Consider the following 23,227-nt stretch of genomic DNA (forward strand, 5'->3'; position numbering starts at 1 on the left):
TATCTACCGGGCACCCGATTCTTAATTGCAAAACCGCTGTTTGCACTGGTCTCCTGCAACAGTTAGGAGAGCCTACTCATGCTAGAAAACCAGATTTTCGTATATGACAATGTGGCTATGCGTTCTGTTTTTAAGTTCTTCAAGTCGTACCCGCAAGTTGGCGCAACACTGTTTGTTGGCGTAACGGCCGGCCTCCTTGAGCTTGGCAATGTGGGCTGGGTGTGCTGGTATGTATCCGCGTTCGCTCTTGTAATGGCCCTGATCCTCGCGTGGGACATGGTGAAGGAAATTGTGGGAGGCGCGTGGGGCGTGGACCTGTTGGCCATAACCGCGATAGTCTCCACCGTCCTGGTGGGCGAGTATTGGGCTGCCCTAATCGTTTGCCTCATGCTCTCGGGCGGCGAAGCGTTGGAAGACTTCGCTGGTAACAGAGCGAGGTCACAGCTAACGGGTCTCTTGGAGGGGGCGCCCACCGTCGCTCATGTCTTGGATGATGCTGGGGTGCCGAAGGACGCGGCGATCGAAGAGGTTGAACTTGGCGCTCGCCTGCTTGTGCGTCCAGGCGAAGTGGTGCCAGTGGACGGCGTATTGGAGTCCGATTTTGCTCTGACTGAGGAATCCTCGCTGACTGGAGAGCCGCTTCCTGTGGAACACCGCAAGGGAGATGAGCTACTTTCTGGCGGCGTTAATGGTGCGGACGCGATTATCATGACCGCTACAGCGGTTGCAGCGCAGTCGCAGTATCAAAAGATCATTGAGCTTGTTCGACAGGCGCAGGATTCTCAGGCGCCGGCGGTGCGCCTGGCGGATAAGGTCGCGGTTCCGTTCACTGTGTTTGCATTCATCATTGCGGGCATTGCCTACTGGATTTCGGGCGATGTGATTCGCATCGCCGAGGTGCTCGTTGTGGCAACGCCGTGCCCGCTGCTCATTGCGGCGCCGGTTGCATTCCTAGGCGGCATGAACCGTTCGGCGAAGGAAGGCATTATCATCAAAGATTCGGGTACGCTCGAGCGCCTTTCAAAAATCAACACGGTTGCGATGGATAAAACGGGTACGCTCACTTACGGTGATCCGCAGCTATCACATATTTACGTGGCTGAGGGTGTTGATGGCGCCGAGCTATTCGCCATGGTTGCTGCCGTTGAAAGCCACTCTGCGCACATCCTTGCCTCCGCGATTGTTGCGGCTGCAAACCAGCTGGACATTCAGGTGCCTTTGGCGCAAAACGTTACCGAGATAACCGGTAAGGGGGTTACCGGAGAGGTCCTTGATCACAGGGTAGAGGTTGGCTCTGGTTCATGGCTAAGTGATGGCGACAAACACGTGAAGCTCCATTCTGGGCAGATTCTGGTTCACGTGCGCCTTGACGGTAAGTGGGCGGGCGCGTTCAGCTTGGAAGATAAAGTGCGTCCGGACGCCGCCGCCACAGTTGCTGCTTTTAAAGACTTTGGTGTGGAGCACGTCATGATGATTACCGGTGACGGCGAGGAAACTGCCAAATCCATTGCCGGCATGGTTGGTATTGACGAGGTCCGGTATTCACTACTTCCCAACGAGAAAGTTGACGCCGTGAAATCAGCTAAACATCCGGTTGCGGCAGTAGGTGATGGCGTTAACGATGCTCCCGTCCTGGCAGTTGCAGATGTTGGCATCGCGATGGGGGCGCGAGGCTCGTCCGCAGCTTCTGAATCTGCCGATGTGGTTGTGATGCTCGATGACATCTACCGTGCCGCGAGGTCTGTCACCATCGGTAAACGGACGATGAGGATTGCAATGCAAGCTATTGGTATTGGCGTGGGCCTTTCAGTAATCCTCATGTTGATCGGTGCAACCGGCATAATGCCGGCTGTAATTGGTGCGTTCATGCAAGAAATCATCGACTTGGCATGCATTTTGTGGGCACTACTCGCAGCCCGCCCTGGTAAGGACGAGACACCAATCGATGAAGTGCTGAACAAGTTTGATGAAGAAGAAAGCAGCACAAAGCTGAATTCTCTGCAGGCATTGATCGTCGAGGCCTAGGCTTGTTGCGCGGATTTGTTCTACTGAAATAAATCGCGTAAAGTATCGCATGCACCAAACAGCAACGTGCTAAATGGTGCGTCCAGTACGCGGATGTGGCTCAGTTGGTAGAGCATCACCTTGCCAAGGTGAGGGTCGCGGGTTCGAGTCCCGTCATCCGCTCTGTTGGGGCCAGGTCGCTGGTAATCCAACTTTGGTGGGTTGGCCGAGTGGTTAGGCAGCGGCCTGCAAAGCCGTATACACCGGTTCGAATCCGGTACCCACCTCGGGCGATTGGCGCAGTGGTAGCGCGCTTCCTTCACACGGAAGAGGTCACTGGTTCGAACCCAGTATCGCCCACCAATACTTTTTCATCCTCGCCCTATTGCGACGGGCTATTCCAAACCGGTTTAACATGTAGCATTGTTAAAGCATTTGTAGACGGGGAGTTCCATGACTTTTGAGTTGATTCGCATCTCGGCTGAAGAAATGAGAGTTAAGGCAGCTGGCGTGAAGCCTCTTCCAGTCGAGCAATCTGGTGCATGGGACGATTTTGAAACGCGGGTTGGCCGCAGGGTTTTTGGTCGTTATGAGTTTGTAAAGTCCGGGCGCACTATCGCACTGATCGCCCTAACTGAACATGATATTCGCGGCGTGAAGTTCTTGTGGGCAAAGAAGGGGCCCGTCTGGTTGCGTTCGCAGTCGCCTGACAACGAGGCTGCGTTCCGCGAGGCACTTGTTTCTGAGGTGAGGAAACGCGACCCAAAGGTTGCGTTCGTGCGCCTGCACGCGAGGTATTCGGCTCCGGATCTGAAAGAGCTGATTAATACGATGTCCTATGACAGGACGGTCCTCATCGACACGTGCGGTGGCGATATGGACAAAATGCTTGCCGCAATGCCTAAGGAAGGGCGTCGCTCCATGCGTCGCTCGTTTAAGCGGGCGCAAGAGGGCGGGGCACAGGCAGTTGACCTTACCGACATTGATCGTGAAGCTTTTAACGAGATTTATGCGGTTATCGCGGAGACGGCGAATCGAAATGGTTTCTCGATTCACCCGATCAGCGTGTACTGGAACATGCTGGACGCGCTTCGCCCGAATCACGCGCGTCTGTACGGGGTTCGCTACGAGGGTGCCATAGTCGCTTGGGTAATGGTTGTTATGAATGACGGCGGGGCCGCAGCCTACTATGGCGCGCACACTAGCGCGGGTAGGGAAGTGCTGGCGAGCGAGTACCTGGATTGCTGGACAACTTTGGAGCTGGGCAAGCAGGGCATCGCAAGCCTTGATCTGATGGGCGTGGATTCAACACGGTTCCCTGAACTGTATGAGCTCGGCATATACAAGCGTCGCTTCGCCGCGGCTGCCACCGAGGTCGATGGCGCATGGGACCTTCCCGTGCACACTGTCCTCTACGATGGTTTGCGCATCGCGAAGCAGGGTAAACACGCCTACACGGGTGCGCGAGCCCTGGGTGAAAAGCTCCTCAACAAGGTTCGATAGCCGGCTACCTTTTACACTGGACGGTGCGAGCGCGGTACGATAACAACTAGTAATTTGTTTGGAAGATTATTAGGAGTTCTCGTGGCCGAAATCAGGGCGCAAATTGATGGTGAAGAAGTCACTTTTGAGGCGGGTACCACCGGTACGGAGTTCTTCAAGGATCAGCGCACGATTATCGCGATGCGAGTAAACGGCGAGGCTAAGGATCTGTACCTGGAGATCCCTGAGGGTGCTACCGTCGAAGGCATTGATATCAGCTCTGATGAAGGTTTGGCCATTTTGCGTCACTCGTGTACGCACGTAATGGCGCAGGCGGTGCAGGACATTAACCCGCAGGTGAACCTGGGCATCGGTCCACCGGTCAAGGATGGTTTCTACTACGATTTCGGCAACGTAGACCCATTTACCCCCGAGGATCTCAAAGAGATCGAGAAGCGCATGAAGCGCATCGTGAAGGAGGGCCAGGTTTTCCGCCGCCGCGTCGTGTCTGCCAAAGAGGCCGAGGCCGAGCTAGCCGATCAGCCGTATAAGCTTCACCTCATTTCTTCAAAGGGAAATACGGACACCGAGGGCGCTTCTGTTGAGGTCGGGGGCAGTGAGCTCACGATGTACGACAACCGCAATCGTAAAGATGAGACGGTTTGGACCGACCTTTGCCGCGGCCCGCACATTCCGAATACGAAGCTGATCGGAAACGGCTTTAAGCTTATGAAGACTTCCGCCGCGTACTGGCTGGGCAACCAAACCAACGACCAGTTGCAGCGTATTTACGGCACTGCATGGCCATCGAAGGATGAGCTGACGGCTTACATCACCCGTCTTGAGGAAGCTGAGAGGCGCGATCACCGCAAGCTGGGTAATGAACTTGACCTATTTTCGTTCCCGGACGAGGTCGGGTCCGGTTTGGCCGTATTCCACCCAAAGGGCGGCATTGTCCGCATGGAGATGGAGGAGTACTCGCGCAGGCGTCATATTGAGGCCGGCTATGACTTCGTGTACACGCCGCACATCACCAAGGGTGCGCTTTTTGAGAAGTCGGGCCACCTGAGCTGGTACAAGGACGGCATGTACCCGGCGATGCACCTGGATGAAGTTGTTGATGAAGAGACCGGAAAGGTTGTGAAGGAGGGGCAGGACTACTACCTGAAGCCGATGAACTGCCCCATGCACAATCTGATTTTCGCGTCAAAGGGGCGTTCTTACCGCGACCTTCCACTACGTCTGTTTGAGTTCGGCACGGTTTACCGATATGAGAAGTCGGGCGTGGTCCATGGCCTCGCGCGCGGGCGCGGGTTTACCCAGGATGATGCGCACATCTACTGCACGCGTGAACAGATGAAGGATGAGCTAACCGGTCTCCTTGAGTTCGTACTGGACTTGCTTCGCGATTACGGCCTCGATGATTTTTATCTGGAGCTGTCCACGAAGGATCCGAACAAGTTTGTAGGTGACGATGCGACGTGGGAGGAGGCAACTCGCACGCTCGAAGAGGTAGCGACGGCTTCGGGTTTGGATCTTGTTCCAGATCCGGGCGGTGCAGCATTCTATGGCCCGAAAATCTCGGTGCAGGCTAAGGACGCTATCGGTCGCACTTGGCAAATGTCGACGATCCAGTTGGACTTCAATTTGCCCGAGCGTTTTGAGCTGGAGTACACGGCGGCTGACGGTACGCGCAAACGTCCGGTGATGATTCACCGCGCTCTGTTTGGCTCCATCGAGCGCTTCTTTGCTGTCCTCACTGAACACTACGCGGGTGCTTTCCCGGCGTGGCTCGCTCCCGTACAGGTTCGGGCGATTCCGGTTGCCGACGTCTTCACGGACTACTTGGAGGAAGTCGCGGGCAAGCTCCGTGCGCAAGGCATTCGTGTAGAGGTGGACAAGTCGGATGACCGTTTTGGTAAGAAGATCCGCAACGCGTCGAAGGATAAGATTCCGTTCACTTTGATTGCGGGTGGCGAGGACGCAGAGGCCGGCGCGGTTTCATTCCGCTTCAGGGATGGTTCGCAAGACAACAACGTACCCGTTGACGAGGCAGTGGCACGGATCGTCACAGCGGTGAAGGAACGGCGAAATAACTGATGGAGGTAGAAAGCTCACTTCAGTTTGCGGGGGTCCCGGACGCATTCCAGCGTCTGTGGACGCCGCACCGCATGGCGTATGTTGAGGGCGAAGAAAAGCCGGCAACGACCAGTAGCTGCGACTGCCCCTTTTGTCGCGCGCCTTCGCTAAGCGATGAAGAGGGCCTGATTGTTCATCGAGGTGAGCACGCGTTCGTCCTCATGAATCTATTCCCATATAACTCCGGCCACCTACTGGTATGCCCCTATAGGCATATTTCGCTGTATCCGGACATAAGCGTGGAAGAGCGCAATGAGATTGCGGAGCTAACCGTGCGCGCGATGGAGGTACTCACCACGGCAGTGGGGGCGCAGGGCTTCAATCTGGGGATGAATCAGGGCGAGGTAGCGGGCGCAGGTATTGCGCCGCACCTGCATCAGCACGTTGTGCCCCGATATAAGGGGGATGCGAACTTCTTGCCCGTGATTGGGCAGACCAAGGCTGTGCCGCAGCTGATTGAGGATGCGAGGCAGATTCTGGTTGCAAACTGGGAGCGTGTGTAATGCTCGGAAATCACGGTAGGGGACTGGTAAAGCAGGTTTTCACCGGGCCAGCCAAGGTGCTCGCTCGCCTTGGCGTCACGCCGAACCAAGTGACGGTTGTGGGTACGGTCCTCTCTATCGCGGCCGCTGTAGGCCTTCTAGGAACTGGACAATGGATAATCGGGCCAATCGTGCTGGCAGTTATCCTATTAGCAGATTCGCTTGATGGAACTCTCGCGCGGCTGACCGGTAGCTCATCTACCTTTGGGGCCTTCCTCGATTCTACTCTTGACCGGCTCAGTGATGGTGCCGTGTTCGGCTCCCTCACTTTTGCGATCGCTATGCAGCATGCTCCTTCCTTGGAGAGAACTTGGGCGTTCATAGCTGGCCTCATTTCAATGATTGGTGCGGTGACGGTTTCATATGCTCGAGCCCGAGCTGAGGCTGTGGGCGCGCAGGCGAAGGTGGGTATTGCCGAGCGTACGGACAGGTTGATCGTTGGGCTTGTGGGAGCGTTCCTGGTTGGCTTGGGACTGCCACTTTGGGTCATGGCGATCGCCCTCACCTGGGTTGCTTTTGCTTCACTCTTTACGGTGGCCCAGCGCATTTTCGCTGTGAAGCGGGAGCTGAGCGGTAAGTGAGCCACGGCCTCGTTACAACTTTTAAGGCGCTCGGACACGTACCCCCACGGGTAGCGGCGGGCCTTGGTCGAGGTAGCGGCGTTGTAGCCTCGTTATTTGACTCCAAGTCCAAACGGCAACTGATTGCAAACCATCAGCGCCTTAGCGATAAACCGTTGGATAGTGCGCATATTCGCGAAGCGTTTGCATCCTATTTTGAAATGTTCGCCCAGTCTCCCTCGCTGCCCGGGTGGAGCAAAGCGCGGATTACACGAAACGTGTTCGTTGACGACGATCTCACTCAAGCGGTTGCTCAAGAGGACGGCCCCATCGTTATCGCGATGACCCACGGAGGAAATTGGGATTTAGCTGCGGCGTTCGCCTCGTTTCATCTTGCCCCGGTCGTTACGGTTGCAGAGGTCCTTGAGCCACCGGAGTTATTTAACTACTTTGTGGAAAGCCGCGCAGCGTTTGGCATGAAGGTGTTTCCCGCAAAAAAGGGTGTGTTCGCGCAGCTCCGCGAATACGTACGGGGCAAGCGTGTGATGGTTCCTCTGCTTGCAGATAGAGACATTTCTGGTAGCGGCATTGAAGTGGACTTTGGCGGCCACAGGGCGCTGGTTGCGGCTGGGCCGGCTGCCCTTGCGAGCCAGTTGGACGCTCCGCTATTTGCCCTGCACATGAGCCGCCTACCGGGTCGGGAAGCAACCTATCATCTGCATGCCAGACAGGTGCAGGTCACCGGCGACGTGTCGGCCGACACACAGCGTTGGGTGGACGCTATTGTGCCGCTCATTCGATCGAACCTTGCGGATTGGCACATGATGCAACCGCTGTTTGTAGAGGATTTGGATCCCGCGCGGCTCGCTCGCGCCAGGGAGCGTGCCAAGAGGGAGGACACGCAGTGAAGATCGGGATTGTTTGCCCGTACTCGTTTGATTCGCCTGGTGGCGTGCAATATCACGTGAATGATCTTGCAACCGAGCTTATTCGTCGCGGGCACGAGGTAAGTGTGCTCGCCCCGGTTGAAAAAGCTGAAGTTCCCGATTTTGTTTGTAAGGTGTCTGGGTCTTACTCGGTGCCTTACAACGGTTCGGTTGCCCAGTTGTCCCTTAGCCCCAAGGCGGTGAGTGAAACAAAAGCGTGGCTTGAAGAAGGCAAATTCGATGTTGTGCATATTCACGAGCCTCTGGCCCCCTCAATCTCGCTGATTGCCTTGGCGAACTCGAAAAGCCCTATCGTTGCCACGTTCCACACCTCAATGGTGAAATCGAGGTCGTTGAAGCTGGCCGTTCCCATTCTGCGGCCTCTACTCGATCGCATTAGCGGGCGGATCGCGGTGTCCAACGAGGCGCGTAGAACCCTCATTGAACACCAGGGCGGTGACGCGGTCATCATTCCCAACGGGGTTTACCGCGAGCCGTTTGCGAATGCTCCCGATATTGAAAAGTGGAAGGGCACGCGGGAGCGTCCGACCCTGTTTTGGATTGGACGCATCGATGAGCCGCGCAAGGGATTGCACGTGCTTGCCGGCGCAATAGACGAGGTTGTGGCCCGGCATCCGAATGTCCGCTTCATAATTGCCGGGCGCGGCGATGATGCGCCGGTGCGCGAGCTGATGGAGAGGTACCCGGACAACGTCGAGTTTGCAGGGGACGTGGATCCGCAGACTCGCAACTCGCTCTATCACGGGGCAACTGCTTATATAGCACCGCAAACTGGAGGAGAGTCGTTTGGGATCGTCCTGGTTGAAGCAATGTCGGCCGGGACGCTGGTGATTGCTTCTGATATTGAGGCTTTTCGCCTCGTGCTCAATGGGGGAGCTCTGGGGCGCCTATTCACTTCGGCTGACTCGGCCGATTTAGCGCGGGTTATTAACGACGTCCTCGCCCGCCCTGAAGAGGCTGCCCGGTTGGCCGAAACGGGGCACGAGGCGTCGAAGATGTACGACTGGGGTGTAGTGACGGACAAGATCCTCGCGGTATACGCCACCGTGGTTGGAACTGCCAGTGTGGAGGTGGAGAACACGGATACGCTGATAGATTCGTTGCGCCAGTATTTTGCTAACAGAAGGGATTAGCCGTGGGAGTAAAGGTTTTGGCTGTAACCCTGGTATTGCTTGTGCTGGTGGGACTGTGGCTGGTTTCGCGAGCGCGGCGAGTAGACCGCTTGCATAGGCAGGTGGAGCAGGCTCGAGTGGTCATGTTCAACCATTTGAAGACCCGCCGGCAAATCCTCAAAACCGCGTTGAACGATGGTTCTTTTGGGGCGGATTTCCCATCCGACGAGTTAGCACAGTTACTTGCAACTGCGCCGGCGGGGCAAAGCGGCCACACGGGAGCAAGCGAATCTGATATTTCAGCCTGGCTCGTGCGGGTTTGGGACCAGGTTGAGCGCGAGAATCCGCAGATTGCCCAAAAACTGCGCACCAATGGCTTCGAACTACGCGCGGCAAGACGTTTTTATAATCAGCAGGTAGCGCAGGTGGTAAGGCTGCGTTCGCAGCCGGACGTGCGGATGTTCCACCTTGCTGGGCGCGCGCCAATGCCTGAACCGTTTGACTTCGACGATGAGGCTCCGGGTGCTTGAAAAAGAGTACGAATGGCCTATTGGTGAAGATGGATTACCAACTCGCCATGCGGCTCGAGTCATTTTGATTGACGAGGCGGGCCGCGTGCTACTTGTGCGCGGCCATGACGCAAATGATTTGGATCACTCTTGGTGGTTCACGGTGGGCGGCGGCTTAGAAACGGGGGAGAGCCATCGCGAAGCGGCGGTGCGCGAGTGTTTTGAGGAAACGGGCATCAAGTTGGATGCGCGTGATCTGGAAGGCCCGGTCATCTGCAGGGATGCGAAAATGTTCTTCGCTGACCGCACGCGTAGGCAAATGGAACAGTTCTTTATAGCGCGCGTGGCCGCGGTGGAGTTGGACTTTTCGCATTGGAGTAACGATGAGCGCAACCTACTAGATGAAATGCGCTGGTTCCATGTGGACGAGGTAATGGAGCTGTGTGGGAAAGAGAATGTTTTCCCCAGCCAGTTGCCGCGCTTGCTGGTGAAATGGCGAGATAACGAAGGCGTGCGTTCTTGCGTTAAAATCGATGAGTACAATAAAACGTAACTAAGCGGTTAAAACAGTTTTGGGAGGTTCTTCATGTCAGGGCATTCAAAGTGGGCAACTACCAAGCACAAGAAGGCTGCAATTGACGCGAAGCGCGGCAAGCTTTTTGCTCGTCTTGTAAAGAACATTGAGGTAGCGGCTCGCACGGGTGGTGGCGATCCGGATGCTAACCCAACCCTTTACGATGCTATTCAAAAGGCAAAGAAGAACTCGGTTCCCAACGACAACATTGAACGCGCGCGCAAGCGCGGTTCGGGTGAAGAAAGCGGTGGCGCTGACTGGGAAACCATCATGTATGAAGGTTATGGTCCCAATGGCGTTGCAGTTCTAGTTGAGTGCTTGACCGATAACCGCAACCGCGCCGCGTCGGATGTGCGCGTTGCTTTCACGCGTTCGGGTGGCTCGCTTGCCGATCCGGGTTCGGTTTCGTACCTGTTTGCTCGTAAGGGCATTATTGAGGTGCCTAACCAGGGCGATACGGATGAAGACTCGATCCTCATGGCCGTGCTTGATGCAGGCGCTGAAGAGGTAGAGGTCCAGGGCGATGAATTCCGCATCTTGTGCCAGCCAAATGATTTGGTGGCCGTCCGCACCGCTTTGCAGGCCGAGGGCATCGACTACAACTCGGCTGAGGTTGGTTTTGTACCTTCCACCAAGGTGGAGCTGGAAGCTGAAGGCGTGCGCAAGATCATGAACATGATTGATGCTTTGGAAGAGTCTGACGACGTGCAGGATATCTACACCAACTTCACGGCTTCCGACGAAGTACTAAAGGAATTCCAAGAGGAAGAGTAGTGCGCGTACTCGGTATTGATCCGGGTTTGACCCGTTGCGGCATCGGCGTTGTTGACGTCGATGCCGCGCGTCGTACCAGCCTCGTTCACGTTGGGGTGGCCCGTAGCTCGCAGTCTCTGGCCACACATTTTCGGCTTGCAAAAATTGGGGATGAAATAGACCTCGCAATAAAAACCTACGAGCCCGAGGTAATGGCTATTGAACGCGTTTTCGCTCAGGATAACCTCCAGTCGGTAACTACAACGATGCAGGTTATGGGTGTGGCGATGCTGTGCGCGGGTAGGGCAGGGTTGCCACTCGCGATTCACACACCCTCGGAGGTGAAGGCGGCGGTCACAGGTTCGGGCACTGCCGGTAAGGCGCAGGTACAGCATATGGTTGCGCGCGTGCTTGGGTTGCAAAAGGTGCCTAAGCCGGCCGATGCGGCGGACGCACTCGCAATCGCTATCTGTCACGCGTGGCGCGGTACGGGGCTTCAGGGCGCCGGCCAGGATGGTGATATTAATGTGTCACTGTCTGGTGGTGTCTCCGCTCGAGGGAAGATGACTGCGGCTCAGCAGCAGTGGGCAAACGCGATCGCGACAACGCGTCGTAAGGGTGCGGTTGATCCCCGTGTCCAGGGTAAGCGTTAGGGTTGTTGCAGGACTAAAGGAGCACAATGATCTCTTCGCTAAGTGGGCAGGTGGCGTCGATCGACCCGGATTTTGCCGTGATTAAGGCAGGGGCGTTCGGTATGCGGGTGTACATGCCCGGCCGCTCGTTGCTTGAAATTCGCCGTGGCGAAGACGTGGATGTCTATACGAATCTGGTGGTCCGAGAGGATTCGCTTACCCTGTTTGGGTTCCTCCTTGAGGACGAGTCTGAGGCGTTCGATATTTTGCAAGGGGTTTCCGGTATTGGCCCGAAGACTGCGCTTGCTGCACTGAACGTGTATACGCCAGATGAGTTACGAGGCGCGTTGGCCGCGGCTGATGAGAAGATGCTGCAGAAGATTCCGGGCATCGGCAAGAAGTCGGCGCAACGCATGATTTTGGAGATTGGTGACAAGCTCGGGCCGGCGAAGGGTCTTAGTTTGGAGCCGCAACCAGTGGCTGATGAGGTTGCTGATGAAGTCATTGCCGCGCTACAGAGTTTGGGGTGGCAAAAACAGCAGGCTCAGGCTGCGGTTGATCAGTTTGCGGGCAGCGGTTTGAATGCCTCCGACATGTTACGCGCCGCGCTGGTAAACCTGGGAGGTAACCGTGGATGAGACTACTGATCGTATAGTGGGCGCGGACGCGGGCGATATCGAGCGCGCAGCAGAAGCGGCTCTGCGGCCAAAGCAGCTTGAAGACTTTATTGGCCAGCAAACGGTTCGCGCGCAGCTTGACCTGGTTCTTTCTGCTGCGCATCACCGCAACACGACGCCCGATCACATTTTGTTGGCGGGCCCTCCCGGGCTTGGTAAAACAACGCTCGCAATGATTGTGGCCAACGAGATGAACTCTTCGCTGCGGCTCACCTCTGGACCTGCGATTCAGCATGCTGGAGACTTAGCCTCGATCCTGTCCGGATTGCAGGAGGGCGATATCTTGTTCATCGACGAGATTCACCGGCTAGCCCGTACCGCAGAAGAGATGCTTTATCTGGCAATGGAAGATTTTCGCGTGGACATTATCGTGGGCAAGGGTCCTGGAGCCACGTCAATTCCGCTTACCCTCCCACCATTTACAGTTGTGGGAGCAACCACCAGGTCCGGATTGCTTCCCGCGCCACTGCGTGATCGGTTTGGTTTCACTGCGCACCTGGAGTACTACGAGGCAGATGAACTCGAACTTGTGGTAAAACGTTCGGCAAACCTGCTTGGTGCACGTTTGGATCAGCGAGCGGGCGCAGAGATCGCGCGTAGATCCAGGGGAACACCGCGTATTGCGAATAGGCTGCTCCGCCGCGTCCTCGATTATTCGCAGGTGCATGGCGACGGGCATATTGATCTTGAGTCGACGAGGGCGGCCCTGGAACTGTTCGAGGTGGATCCGCAGGGATTGGACAGGTTGGACCGCGCCGTGTTGGAGGCGTTAGTGCGCCGTTTTGGGGGCGGTCCGGTGGGGCTTGCGACGCTAGCTGTTACGGTTGGGGAAGAGCCGGAAACTGTTGAGACTGTGGCGGAACCTTACTTGGTGCGAGAAGGTTTCATGATTCGCACCCCGCGCGGCAGAGCGGCAACCGCTCAGGCATGGAATCATATGGGACTTACCCCGCCAGAGCCGGGAACGCTATTCGACGGTTAAAAATGCGAATGTGACCAAACGCGAACTTCTTATGGGTACTAGAAGGGTGCATTTGGGCGGCAATAACAATAGAATCACCTAGGATACAAACGATATTTAGGAGTCGACCCTTGGAATTCATGATCATCCTTCTCATCATGCTCGCTGTGATGATGTTTATGTCTTCGCGTGGAAGAAAGAAGCAGCAGGAGCAGCTTGAGAAGATGCACGACGAGATTGGCATTGGCTCTTGGGTTCGTACCGCTTCTGGGTACTACGGCATCGTGTCGGATATTGATGGTGACGTTTACATTCTGCAGTCGCCGAGCGGTGACGAAACATATTGGGACCGTCGCGCTATCGCGATGGCAGCTGAGCCTCCGTTTGAGTCCACTCTTGCCGGTGATGACGAGAACGTAGACGAGGTGGGCGAGATCACCGCACAGTCCGAAGAAGAGGCCGCTGTGGAGCCTGTGCAAGAGGATTTGCCAGAAGCGTCGGTGCAGGAGACGGACGGCGGCGAAGAGGACGCCGAGGACATTTGGGATGACTCCTTCACTAAGTCGGATAAGCCTCGCGAAGAGAACTAGGTGCCAGTTTTAGGCGCAAGAAAATAACAAGGAACCAAAGTGGCTAAGAAAGCGAGTAGACCCGGGCGTAAGTTGATGAGCCTTGGGATCCTCATAATAATTGCATTAATAACGCTCGGAATTGGGTCTGCACGCGGTAGTGCGAGCATGGTGCCCGGCCTTGCCCTCGATTTGCAAGGTGGTACGCAGCTGATCTTGACGCCTACTCCGCAAGAGGGTGAGGACGTTAAGGATGTCACCGTCGCTCAGGAGGACCTGGATCAGGCTATCGAGATCATCCGCAAACGTATTGACGCATCCGGCGTGGCTGAGGCTGAGATCACGAGCCAGGCGGGGCGCAACATTGTTGTGGCGCTGCCGGGTGAGCCTAGCGAGGAAACTTTGAACCTCGTGCGCTCGTCTGCAGTTATGAGGTTCCGCCCGGTACTTGCTGCGGGTGATCCCGCGGTTGTTGACCCGGAAAAGTACAAGAACGCTACATCGGGGGAGGGTGCGGATCAGAACGTGACCTATCCCAGCGCGCAGCCCTTAGAAACTGAGCCCGCGGAAGAACAGCCTGAGCCCACCGCTACTGAAGGCCCGGATTTGTCGCAGCTGACACCGGAGGAGCTTGCTAATACCCTTGCCGATACCAACAAAGACGGCGAGATTTCCGATAAGCCGGTAGCTGAACCGAAGGATAATTCGGATCCGAACTGGGTTACCGAACAGGTTCTGCATACTTTCTTTACCACGGACTGTAAGGCGCCCGAACAGCGCGCGAAGGGATCGGTTGACGATCCGGCGCTGCCACTGGTCGCCTGCGACACAGAGGGCAACGAGAAGTACATTCTAGGCCCGGTTGATCTTGAAGGTATTCACCTAACTTCTGCAACGGCGGGCATGAACCGAAATGAGCAGGGCCAATCTACAGGTAAGTGGATTGTTTCGCTTCAGTTCGACAAGGAAGGTACTGACATCTTCGCCGATGTCTCCAAGCGCCTGGTAGATCTACAGTCGGTTGATCCTACGCGTAACCGCTTTGCAGTGGTTTTGGACGGTAACGTAATTTCCGCTCCGCGCATGAACAGTGTTATTCCGAATGGTTCGGCCCTCATTGAAGGTAACTTCACTGCCGATTCGGCGCGCGCTTTGGCCAATCAGCTCCAGTTCGGTTCGCTCCCGCTTAACTTCACGGTTGAGTCCGAGCAGCGCATCTCCGCAACACTTGGCGCGGATCACCTGCGCACCGGCCTCCTAACCGGCATTATCGGCCTGGTTCTTGTGTTGCTGTACCTGATCTGGCAGTACCGCGGATTGTCGATACTTGCAGGCGGCTCGCTCATTGCAGCGGGTGTGATCGTCTATACGCTCATCACGCTCCTTTCATGGCTGATGGGATACAGACTCTCCCTGGCTGGCGTGGCCGGTCTGATCGTGTCGGTTGGTATTACCGCAGACTCATTCATCGTCTACTTTGAGCGTATTCGCGATGAGGTGCGGAGCGGACGCCCGCTGGTTTCGGCAGTGAGCGAAGGCTGGGATCGTGCAAGGCGCACGATTATCGTCTCTGACCTTGTAAACCTCCTGGCTGCTGCAGTCCTATACTTCTTGGCAGTTGGCGGCGTGCAGGGCTTTGCGTTCACCCTGGGCCTAACCACCCTCGTCGACCTTGCAATCATCCTGTGGTTCACCCACCCGCTTATGGAACTCCTGGTTCGCACCGAGTTCTTTGGTGGTGGCCATAAACTCTCCGGTCTTGATCCGGAGCACCTGGGCGCTAAGTCTGCCGCGATTTACGCTGGGCGAGGCCGCTTCCGTGAGCCGAAGCGCAATGAAAATCATGTAAAGGCCGCGGATCAGCCGGGGCGTAAGTCGATTGCACAGCAGCGTCGTGAGGCTGAAGAAGCGGCAAAAATGGAAGCCGAGGCGGCAGCGGTTGACACCGCCCAGGATGCCTCCAGTGAAGAGGAGGGGAAGTAACAATGAGTATGGCTTCATGGGGCAATGCCCTATATGCGGGAGAGAAATCCTACCCGTTCATTAAGAACCGTAAGGTTTGGTTCACCACGGGTGCAGTGGTGATCTTGATATCGATCCTTTTGATCACGGTTCGCGGGCTCAACCCGTCAATCGAGTTCCGCGGCGGATCTCAGTTTGCCCTCGCGCACGTACAAACCACCGAGCAGCAGCTCGCGTACGACGTGATGAAGGCCAACGGCGTAGGCGAAGGGGTTAAGGTCTCTCAGCTTGGCACCGACGGCCTGCGCGTGCAAAGCCAGGACATCGGTGCGGATAAGACCGCTACTGTTCGAGCAGCGTTGGCGCAGGCTTACGGCATTTCTGAAAGTGACGTTGATGCAACCAACATCGGCCCATCTTGGGGTGCAGATGTAACCAAGAAGGCATTGCAGTCGCTCGTGATCTTCCTGGTTCTCGTGGGGGCCATGATGGCGTTCTACTTCCGTTCTTGGACGATGTCGCTGTCCGCTCTGTGGGCGCTACTTCACGACGTTTTCCTAACGGTTGGATTCTTCAGCTTGATCCAGGTGGAAGTATCGCCGGCTACGGTAATTGGCTTCCTTACGATTCTTGCGTACTCCCTGTACGACACCGTGGTTGTGTTTGACCGCGTGCGTGAACTCACCCGCAACGTTACAAAGCAAACCCGCTACACGTTTGGTGAGCTCGTAAACCTGGCGGTTAACCAAACGCTCGTGCGTTCTATTAACACGTCTATCATCGCGCTCCTGCCAGTTGGGTCCATCCTGTTCCTCGGATCCTTCCTGCTTGGTGCGGGCACACTGACCGATATTTCACTCGCTCTGTTTGTGGGCATGACGGTTGGAACTTTTAGCTCCGTGTTCATCGCGCCGGCCGTGCTGGTAATGCTTGAAGGCAAGCGCGAACGCATCGGAGGTCACACCAAGAGCGTTCTAGAGGCGCGCGGGGATAAGCTAATGAAGGTCGGCGCGGATGCATCAGATAATGACTCGACGTTCGAGACCGTACATACGTCGAATCTCAAGCCCGGTCATCACCTGGGCCAAGCCGCACAGCCAAAGCGTAAGAAGAGGAAGTAAGGGCAATGAGTAAAGACCTACTGCGTAGTCGGATTGAACCGCTTATCAAAGACAATCTGCGTGAGATTCCTGACTTCCCGGATCCGGGTGTTCTCTTCCGCGACATTACGCCACTGCTCGCTAACGGTGAGGCTTTCAAGGCCCTTATCGATGCGCTTGCAGACCACTACCGTGGCCGCGTTGATGCGATTGCCGGTTTGGAATCGCGAGGCTTCATTCTGGCCGCTCCGCTTGCAACTGCGCTTGGCGTGGGCATGATTACGGTACGCAAGGCAGGGAAGCTTCCCGGACCTGTGATTGGCGTAAATTACACGCTCGAGTATGGCGAGGCTCGCATGGAGCTCCGTCCTGATTCCGTTAAGGAGGGCAGTCGCGTTCTCATCATCGATGACGTGCTCGCAACTGGCGGAACCTCCGCTGCAGCAGTTGAACTGATCAAGCAATGTGGGGCCGAGGTCGTTGAGGTGAACGTTCTACTGGAGCTTTCAGAGCTTGGAGGGCGCGCGAAGCTCGAGGGAATTCCCGTTGAAGCTGGCGTGATTTTCTAACTCTTCGCTAACCTAAAGCCAATACTGTATGCCCGTCCCGCATGGGACGGGCATACAGTAATTTCAAATATCATTTTGTGTTTGAGATAACATGAGGGAATGACGTCGAATACTGGTAACACAGACAGCGCTAATCCGGTAAGTGGTTCGCGCGTGCGCTCCAGCCTGCTGTGGTTCGGGTCGCGCAGACGCTCAACTGCACCCGAGATTGAGCCCCTTATCCGTGCTGTAAAGGCCTATCACCCGAGGGCTGAAACCGATGTCATTGAACGCGCGTACGTAACTGCAAAGAAGTATCACGAAGGACAGATGCGCAAGTCCGGCGAGCCGTATATTACGCACCCCGTCGCCGTTGCAACTATCCTCGCCGAGATCGGCATGACCCCTCCAACTCTCGTCGCCGCTTTGCTCCACGACACGGTTGAGGACACCGAGTACACACTTGAACAGCTCAGCGCTGATTTTGGTCAGGGCATAGCACTCCTCGTTGATGGCGTGACAAAGCTAGACAAAGTGAAGTACGGGGCGGCGGCGCAATCTGAGACGCTTCGCAAAATGATTGTGGCTATGTCTAAAGACATCCGTACGCTCTTGATTAAGCTGGGGGACCGCCTTCATAACGCCCGCACGTGGCAGTACGTGCCGCGCGAATCAGCGCAGAGGAAGGCGCGCGAGACGCTCGAGATTTATTCGCCGCTTGCACACCGGCTGGGCATGAACACGATCAAGTGGGAACTTGAAGAGCTTTCCTTCAAAACGCTTTATCCGGAGATTTATCAAGAGATTGACCGGTTGGTCACCGAGCGTGCACCAGAGCGTGACAAATTCCTGCGTGAAGTGGTTTTAACTATCGAGGACGATCTTCGGGAGAACGGCGTGCGCGGCACGGTTTCGGGGCGGCCGAAGAACCACTATTCGATCTATCAAAAGATGATTGTGCGCGGTAAAGCGTTTGACGATATTTACGACCTCGTGGGCGTGCGAGTGCTCGTCGAGTCGGTGCGCGACTGTTACGCGGTTATCGGCGCTATTCACGCGCGCTGGCAGCCAATGCCAGGACGTTTCAAAGACTACATTGCAACGCCGAAGTTTAATCTGTACCAGTCGCTCCACACCACGGTGATGGGGCCGGGTGGGCGGCCAGTTGAGATCCAGGTGCGTACCTATGAGATGCATGACCGCGCCGAGTACGGTGTGGCTGCGCACTGGCGGTACAAGCAGGATCCCAACGCGTCCCAGACCTTGAGCGCCGACTCGGACCGGATGAAGCCGGAAGAGCAGATGAACTGGTTGCGAGGCCTTATTCAAATGGAACGCGAAACCGGTGATCCGGAAGAGTTCCTGGATTCGCTCCGTTACGAAATTGCCGGCGACGAGGTGTACGTGTTCACTCCGAAGGGAGAGGTGCAGGTTCTACCTGCGGGCGCAACTCCCGTAGACTTCGCCTACGCTGTGCACACCGAGGTGGGACACACAACTGTAGGCGCACGCGTGAACGGCAAGCTTTCTAGCCTCGAATCGAAACTGGAGAGCGGCGATATCGTTGAGGTTTTCACTTCGAAGGCTCCGAACGCAGGCCCAAGCAGGGATTGGCTGAACTTCGTGGCGTCCTCGCGGGCGCGTTCAAAGATCAAAGCGTGGTTCTCGAAGGAGCGCAGAGAAGAGGCCATCGAGGCCGGCAAGGAAAAACTTGCCCGCACCATGCGCAAGCAACACCTGCCGCTACAACGCCTCATGAATCACGACACCATCGTAGGAATCACTGCATCCATGGGCTACCCCGATATCGGTTCGCTTTATGCTGCGATCGGGGAGGGCGGGATTTCTGCCCAGAGCGTGATGCAAAAGATCATGCAATCCCTCGGTGGGGATTTCGGAACCGAAGAAACTCTCTCCGAGGGAGTCACACCGGGCGCGCATCAAAACAGATGGGATCCCACCACAGCCGGCTCGGACGTCCTCGTTGAAGGCATGGGCGGCGGTGACGTGTGGGTCAAGATCGCGAAGTGTTGCACGCCGGTGCCGGGCGACCCGATCATTGGGTTCATTACCCGCGGGCAGGGGGTTTCCGTACACTCACCGGATTGTTCTAACGCTGTAGCGCTACAGCGCAACCATCCGGAGCGTTTCGTGAACGTCGAGTGGAGCACAAACGCATCCTCAAACTATCTGGTGAAGATTCAAATTAAGGCGCTGGATCGCGCTCGGCTGCTGGGGGATCTAACCCAGGTGCTCTCGGACTATCAGGTGAACATTCTCTCGGGCAATATGTCCACTTCGCCGGATCGAGTAGCAACAGTGCGCTTCACTGTTGAAATGGCTGAGCCTTCGCACATTAACGCCACGTTGAACGGTTTGCGCCGCGTGGACGGAGTGTTTGAGGCTGCGCGCGTTCATGGCGGACACTCTACGAAGGCGAAGAACAAGAAAAAGCAGAAGCAACCCCGCCCATAGCTGGGTAGCCATGTAGACATAAAAAGGAGGGGAGAGCGGTTGCTCTCCCCTCCAAAAGTGTGGTTAGCCGGGCTAGTCCACAGAACCTTGGATCTGCTCTTGCCAAGCGCGCTTAGTCGCAAGCGCGTCTCTGATCGAAGCCGCCTTCTTCTCGTTGCCATCAGCTTCAGCCTTCGCGAGGTCACCCTCGAGCTCAGCAATCGAGTCAGCAAGCTGGCCGAGCATGCCTTCCGCGCGAGCCTTCGTTTCTGGATCGGTGCGGCGCCACTGCTCTTCCTCTGCGTCACGAACTGCTTTTTCAACGGCGCGCATGCGGTTTTCAACGCGGTTCATGTCCGCGCGCGGAACGTGACCGGCCTCCTCCCAACGATCCTGGATGCCGCGTAGCTTCTCGATAGTGGCTTCAAGATCTTCAATGGGAAGGAGCGCCTCAGCCTCTTCGAGGAGTGCTTCCTTTACCTTTAGGTTCTCGCGGTAGGCCGAATCTACGGCCTCGGAGTTTGCGCGGCGAGCATCGAAGAATACCTGCTGTGCTTCGCGGAAACGCTTCCACAGTGCGTCATCTTCCTTGCGGGAGGCGCGGCCGGCTTGCTTCCAACGATCCATCAAATCGCGGTAAGCCGCGGAAGTGCGGCCCCATTCGGTGGAGTTCTGTAGCGCGGTGGCCTCCTCAATTAGAGCCTCCTTGACGCGCTTAACTTCGGCCTGACGCGCGTCCAGTGCCGAGAAGAACTGGCGGCGATGACGATCAAAACGTGTGCGGGCAGAAGAGAACCGCTTCCACAGGGCGTCCTCATCAGCGCGGTCAAGGCGCGGTCCTTTACGCTGCAGAGCCTTCCACTCGTCCAAGAGATCGCGCAGCCGCTGCCCGGAATTCTTCCACTGGGTGCGTTCGGGATCCTGTGCGGCAATAGACTCGGCCTCTGCAACGACGGCCTCGCGATCGGTCAGCGCCTGGGCCTTAGCAGCAGCCCGCTCAGCTAGGGCTTCTTCCTTACGTTCCTTCGCAGCCTCGTGGAGTTTCGCAACGCGCTCACGCAATGCGTCCAGATTACCTACGGCGGCGGGTTCCTTGATTTCCTCGTCCAGTGACTTCAGTGTCTGCTCAATCTCCCTTGCCGCGAGGGTAGGAAGACGCATCTCGAATAGGTTTACTTTTGCTTCAAGGTCTTCAAATCGGCGGGTGTACAAAGCGAGGGGCTCGTCCGGAACACCATCGGGGTACGAACCAACTTGGCGTTCGCCTCCATTTTCCTTGACCCAGACGTTGCCTTCATCATCCACCCGGCCAAAAGCGGTGGGGTCTTCGCTTGAAGAAGCAGGCACAACCACCATGGGAACTTTGGTTTCTTCGGTTGCTGAAATCTCTGGATCGCCAGCCTTAGCGCTAATAGATTCTTTTTGATCGCTCACGATATTCCTAACGAGGACGGGGTTGGCATTCGCCTGACCGTTCGACAATGTGCACAGCGGATGGTTCCGCAATGCTCATCCTACGTCGATTTAGTGTCATTTCACACTTTTGCCCAACATTCATCTGCTTGGTGAGCCAAAGCAGTTGCGGTGAGCCTACGCGGTTTCCGCTAAAGTTAGAGCTATGAGGATTGAACGGATCGAATCTGTAGCTCTGGGGGAGAACTGCTACGTAGTGGTGCCAGATGAAGCCGCTAACGCGCTAGTGGTGGATCCCGGCGTAGGAACAAGCGAACCCGTGAAAGCATTTTTAGAAAGCGCAGGCTTATCTGCCGGTGCTGTTTTGCTAACGCACGGGCATTTCGACCACGTTTGGGAATGCGCGCAGTTTGACACCACCGTGTACGTGCCGGGCCCGGACATGTACCGAATGGAAGATCCGCTGTCACACTCGATTGGTTTTGGAAATTTCGGAACGTGGAACAAGCCCGCACACTTGCAGGAGGTTCCAAGCCAGGTGTTCCAGCCGATCGATGGCCTTAATATGCTGATGTTGCCCGCGCCCGGACATACGGAAGGCTCGGCTCTTTTCCTAATGGAGATTTCTGCCGGCGAGACCTTTGAGACCAATGCTGCTCTACCGTCTATCCGCACTGGGTTGGGGCCGTTGCAGATGTCGCAACCGGTTGCGTTTGTGGGCGACGTGATTTTCGCCGGATCGGTTGGACGTACCGACTTGCCCGGCGGCGATGAGACACAAATGCGTCACTCGCTACGCACCCTGGCTAATGCTTTGGATCCGGATACGTGGATGCTTCCCGGCCACGGTCCCGCAACGAACTGGCGCAATGAACAGGCCACGAATCCTTACGTTAAACGAGCAAAAGAACTCGGCTAATAATCAGTTACTACTAGGAAGAAAATAATGCCAGCACGTACCTCACTGTCCGGTTTCCCCGAATGGCTTCCCGCGGAGCGGATTGTGGAACAGCACATCCTTGACCAACTGCGTGAGACGTTTGAACTCCATGGCTTTGCCTCCATTGAAACTCGCGTTGTCGAGACCTTGGATGACCTGCTGCGCAAGGGGGAAACTTCCAAGGAGGTTTACCTACTAGAACGTTTGCAAGACAAGTTGCAAGAGCGTTCTGATTCCAAGAAAGACCGCACACTCGGCCTGCATTTCGACCTCACGGTGCCGTTTGCGCGTTACGTCCTGGACAATGCTGGTGAACTTCAGTTCCCGTTCCGCCGCTACCAGATCCAGAAGGTGTGGCGTGGTGAACGCCCGCAAGATGGCCGTTTCCGCGAGTTCACACAGGCTGATATCGACATCGTGGGTAACGGCATGCTCGCGTTCCACCACGAGGTGGAGATTCCCCTGGTGATTTTAGAGGCGTTTTCTATGCTCCCAATCCCTCCCGTAACTGTTTTGGTCAATAACCGTAAGATCGTGCAGGGTTTTTGCGAGGGAATCGGTGTTGAAAACGTGGAACAGGCGCTGCGTTCTATCGACAAGCTCGACAAGATCGGGCCTGAGGGAGTGTGCGCGGAAATGGAAGAGTTTGACTTCCAATCCGAGCAGATTGATCAGCTTTTGAAGCTTGCCCAAATCTCTGGCGATGATCAAAAGGTGCTGGATGAGGTTCGCGCGCTTGGCGTGTCCAATGAGATTCTGGATGAAGGTTTAGAGGAACTTGGTGCGCTGTTGGCCGCCGGAGAGAAGCGGGCGCCGCACCGTTTGCGCGCTGAGCTTAAGATTACGCGCGGCTTGGACTATTACACGGGCACGGTTTACGAAACCGAACTCGAGGGGCACAAGGATCTTGGTTCTATCTGCTCCGGTGGCCGCTACGATTCACTCGCATCGGATGGCAAGCGTTCCTATCCGGGCGTGGGCATCTCTATCGGTGTATCTCGCCTTGTTTCGCGTATCTTGGCCGAGGGGCTTGCAACTGCCTCGCGCTCGGTTCCAACCGCTGTTTTCGTCGCCGTAATGAACGAAGAGTCGCGGGAGACCTCGGAAGATGTCGCTGCAGCGCTACGCGCACGCGGGATCGCAACTGAGGTTTCGCCGAACTCACAGAAGTTTGGAAAGCAGATCCGTTACGCGGATAGGCGTGGCATTCCGTTCGTGTGGTTCATTGGCGAGGATGGTGCGCACGAGGTAAAGGACATTCGCTCGGGCGAGCAGCAAAGTGCTGATCCGCAGACGTGGACGCCACCGGCTGAAGATTTGAAGCCCGCAGTCATACTGGGGGAGTAGCA

General features: G+C 56.3%; 21 protein-coding genes and 3 tRNA genes. 23 read left to right on the top strand and 1 reads right to left on the bottom strand.

The annotated features are described in order from the left end of the window. Positions 1-78: 78 nt before the first annotated feature. The 21 genes from HMPREF1628_RS02720 to HMPREF1628_RS02820 all read left to right on the top strand — a co-directional run bounded on the left by HMPREF1628_RS02720 (position 79) and on the right by HMPREF1628_RS02820 (position 19,546). A complete protein-coding gene (locus HMPREF1628_RS02720) occupies positions 79-2,025 on the top strand; it encodes a heavy metal translocating P-type ATPase (protein WP_034507586.1) in 1,947 nt (648 codons plus the stop codon). Positions 2,026-2,114: 89 nt separating this feature from the next. Next, positions 2,115-2,187: transfer RNA gene (locus tag HMPREF1628_RS02725), tRNA-Gly, on the top strand. 33 nt (positions 2,188-2,220) lie between these two features. After that, a tRNA-Cys gene (locus HMPREF1628_RS02730) sits at positions 2,221-2,291 on the top strand. 1 nt (position 2,292) lies between these two features. Then, positions 2,293-2,367, top strand: a tRNA-Val gene (locus HMPREF1628_RS02735). Positions 2,368-2,457: 90 nt separating this feature from the next. Continuing rightward, entirely contained in the window at positions 2,458-3,507 is a 1,050-nt protein-coding gene (locus HMPREF1628_RS02740; RefSeq protein WP_034507590.1) for a lipid II:glycine glycyltransferase FemX, read from the top strand. Positions 3,508-3,588: 81 nt separating this feature from the next. Continuing rightward, positions 3,589-5,586: a threonine--tRNA ligase gene (thrS, locus tag HMPREF1628_RS02745; protein ID WP_034507592.1), complete on the top strand. Its 1,998-nt coding sequence runs from the start codon at positions 3,589-3,591 to the stop codon at positions 5,584-5,586. Beyond that, positions 5,586-6,128: an HIT family protein gene (locus tag HMPREF1628_RS02750; RefSeq protein WP_034507594.1), complete on the top strand. Its 543-nt coding sequence runs from the start codon at positions 5,586-5,588 to the stop codon at positions 6,126-6,128. Before thrS ends, HMPREF1628_RS02750 begins: the two co-directional genes overlap by 1 nt. Continuing rightward, a complete protein-coding gene (gene pgsA, locus HMPREF1628_RS02755; RefSeq protein ID WP_034507596.1) occupies positions 6,128-6,748 on the top strand; it encodes a phosphatidylinositol phosphate synthase in 621 nt (206 codons plus the stop codon). Before HMPREF1628_RS02750 ends, pgsA begins: the two co-directional genes overlap by 1 nt. After that, positions 6,745-7,635: a phosphatidylinositol mannoside acyltransferase gene (locus HMPREF1628_RS02760; RefSeq protein ID WP_052038811.1), complete on the top strand. Its 891-nt coding sequence runs from the start codon at positions 6,745-6,747 to the stop codon at positions 7,633-7,635. Before pgsA ends, HMPREF1628_RS02760 begins: the two co-directional genes overlap by 4 nt. Beyond that, the gene (locus HMPREF1628_RS02765; protein WP_034507599.1) at positions 7,632-8,807 is read left to right on the top strand and encodes a glycosyltransferase family 4 protein; all 1,176 of its coding nucleotides are present in this window, start codon (positions 7,632-7,634) and stop codon (positions 8,805-8,807) included. The genes HMPREF1628_RS02760 and HMPREF1628_RS02765 overlap by 4 nt, the downstream gene beginning before the upstream one ends. Positions 8,808-8,809: 2 nt before the next feature. Beyond that, on the top strand, positions 8,810-9,316 hold the full coding sequence (locus HMPREF1628_RS02770) for a hypothetical protein (protein WP_034507602.1): 507 nt from the start codon (positions 8,810-8,812) through the stop codon (positions 9,314-9,316). After that, positions 9,309-9,848, top strand: a complete 540-nt coding sequence (locus tag HMPREF1628_RS02775; RefSeq protein ID WP_052038812.1) for an NUDIX hydrolase — start codon at positions 9,309-9,311, stop codon at positions 9,846-9,848. Before HMPREF1628_RS02770 ends, HMPREF1628_RS02775 begins: the two co-directional genes overlap by 8 nt. 33 nt (positions 9,849-9,881) lie before the next feature. Beyond that, positions 9,882-10,643 carry a YebC/PmpR family DNA-binding transcriptional regulator gene (locus HMPREF1628_RS02780; RefSeq protein WP_034507607.1) on the top strand — a complete coding sequence of 254 codons (762 nt, stop codon included), beginning with the start codon at positions 9,882-9,884 and terminating at the stop codon, positions 10,641-10,643. Continuing rightward, positions 10,643-11,275, top strand: coding sequence for a crossover junction endodeoxyribonuclease RuvC (gene ruvC, locus HMPREF1628_RS02785; RefSeq protein ID WP_034507610.1), 633 nt, complete (start codon positions 10,643-10,645; stop codon positions 11,273-11,275). Before HMPREF1628_RS02780 ends, ruvC begins: the two co-directional genes overlap by 1 nt. Positions 11,276-11,301: 26 nt before the next feature. Then, positions 11,302-11,892 (top strand): Holliday junction branch migration protein RuvA, encoded by a 591-nt coding sequence (ruvA, locus tag HMPREF1628_RS02790; protein ID WP_034507613.1) that lies wholly within the window; start codon positions 11,302-11,304, stop codon positions 11,890-11,892. Further along, on the top strand, positions 11,885-12,913 hold the full coding sequence (gene ruvB / locus HMPREF1628_RS02795) for a Holliday junction branch migration DNA helicase RuvB (RefSeq protein ID WP_034507616.1): 1,029 nt from the start codon (positions 11,885-11,887) through the stop codon (positions 12,911-12,913). Before ruvA ends, ruvB begins: the two co-directional genes overlap by 8 nt. A 119-nt stretch (positions 12,914-13,032) precedes the next feature. Next, entirely contained in the window at positions 13,033-13,482 is a 450-nt protein-coding gene (locus HMPREF1628_RS02800; protein WP_232219369.1) for a preprotein translocase subunit YajC, read from the top strand. Positions 13,483-13,521: 39 nt separating this feature from the next. Continuing rightward, entirely contained in the window at positions 13,522-15,444 is a 1,923-nt protein-coding gene (gene secD, locus HMPREF1628_RS02805; protein WP_034507618.1) for a protein translocase subunit SecD, read from the top strand. Between the two features lie 2 nt (positions 15,445-15,446). Beyond that, the gene (gene secF / locus HMPREF1628_RS02810) at positions 15,447-16,544 is read left to right on the top strand and encodes a protein translocase subunit SecF (protein WP_034507622.1); all 1,098 of its coding nucleotides are present in this window, start codon (positions 15,447-15,449) and stop codon (positions 16,542-16,544) included. Between the two features lie 5 nt (positions 16,545-16,549). Beyond that, on the top strand, positions 16,550-17,092 hold the full coding sequence (locus HMPREF1628_RS02815) for an adenine phosphoribosyltransferase (RefSeq protein WP_034507624.1): 543 nt from the start codon (positions 16,550-16,552) through the stop codon (positions 17,090-17,092). Positions 17,093-17,191: 99 nt separating this feature from the next. Continuing rightward, a complete protein-coding gene (locus tag HMPREF1628_RS02820; RefSeq protein ID WP_034507626.1) occupies positions 17,192-19,546 on the top strand; it encodes a RelA/SpoT family protein in 2,355 nt (784 codons plus the stop codon). Positions 19,547-19,618: 72 nt separating this feature from the next. Here the strand turns inward: HMPREF1628_RS02820 and HMPREF1628_RS02825 are convergent, their stop codons facing one another. Then, positions 19,619-20,959, bottom strand: a complete 1,341-nt coding sequence (locus HMPREF1628_RS02825; RefSeq protein ID WP_084703173.1) for a DUF349 domain-containing protein — start codon at positions 20,957-20,959, stop codon at positions 19,619-19,621. A 184-nt stretch (positions 20,960-21,143) separates the two neighbouring features. Here HMPREF1628_RS02825 and HMPREF1628_RS02830 point away from each other — a divergent pair, with 184 nt between their 5' ends. Beyond that, entirely contained in the window at positions 21,144-21,857 is a 714-nt protein-coding gene (locus HMPREF1628_RS02830; RefSeq protein ID WP_034507629.1) for an MBL fold metallo-hydrolase, read from the top strand. Between the two features lie 27 nt (positions 21,858-21,884). Continuing rightward, the gene (hisS, locus tag HMPREF1628_RS02835; RefSeq protein WP_034507631.1) at positions 21,885-23,225 is read left to right on the top strand and encodes a histidine--tRNA ligase; all 1,341 of its coding nucleotides are present in this window, start codon (positions 21,885-21,887) and stop codon (positions 23,223-23,225) included. Positions 23,226-23,227: the final 2 nt, after the last annotated feature.

The organism is Actinomyces sp. S4-C9 (assembly GCF_000758775.1).
Classification (GTDB): Bacteria; Actinomycetota; Actinomycetes; order Actinomycetales; family Actinomycetaceae; genus Gleimia; species Gleimia europaea.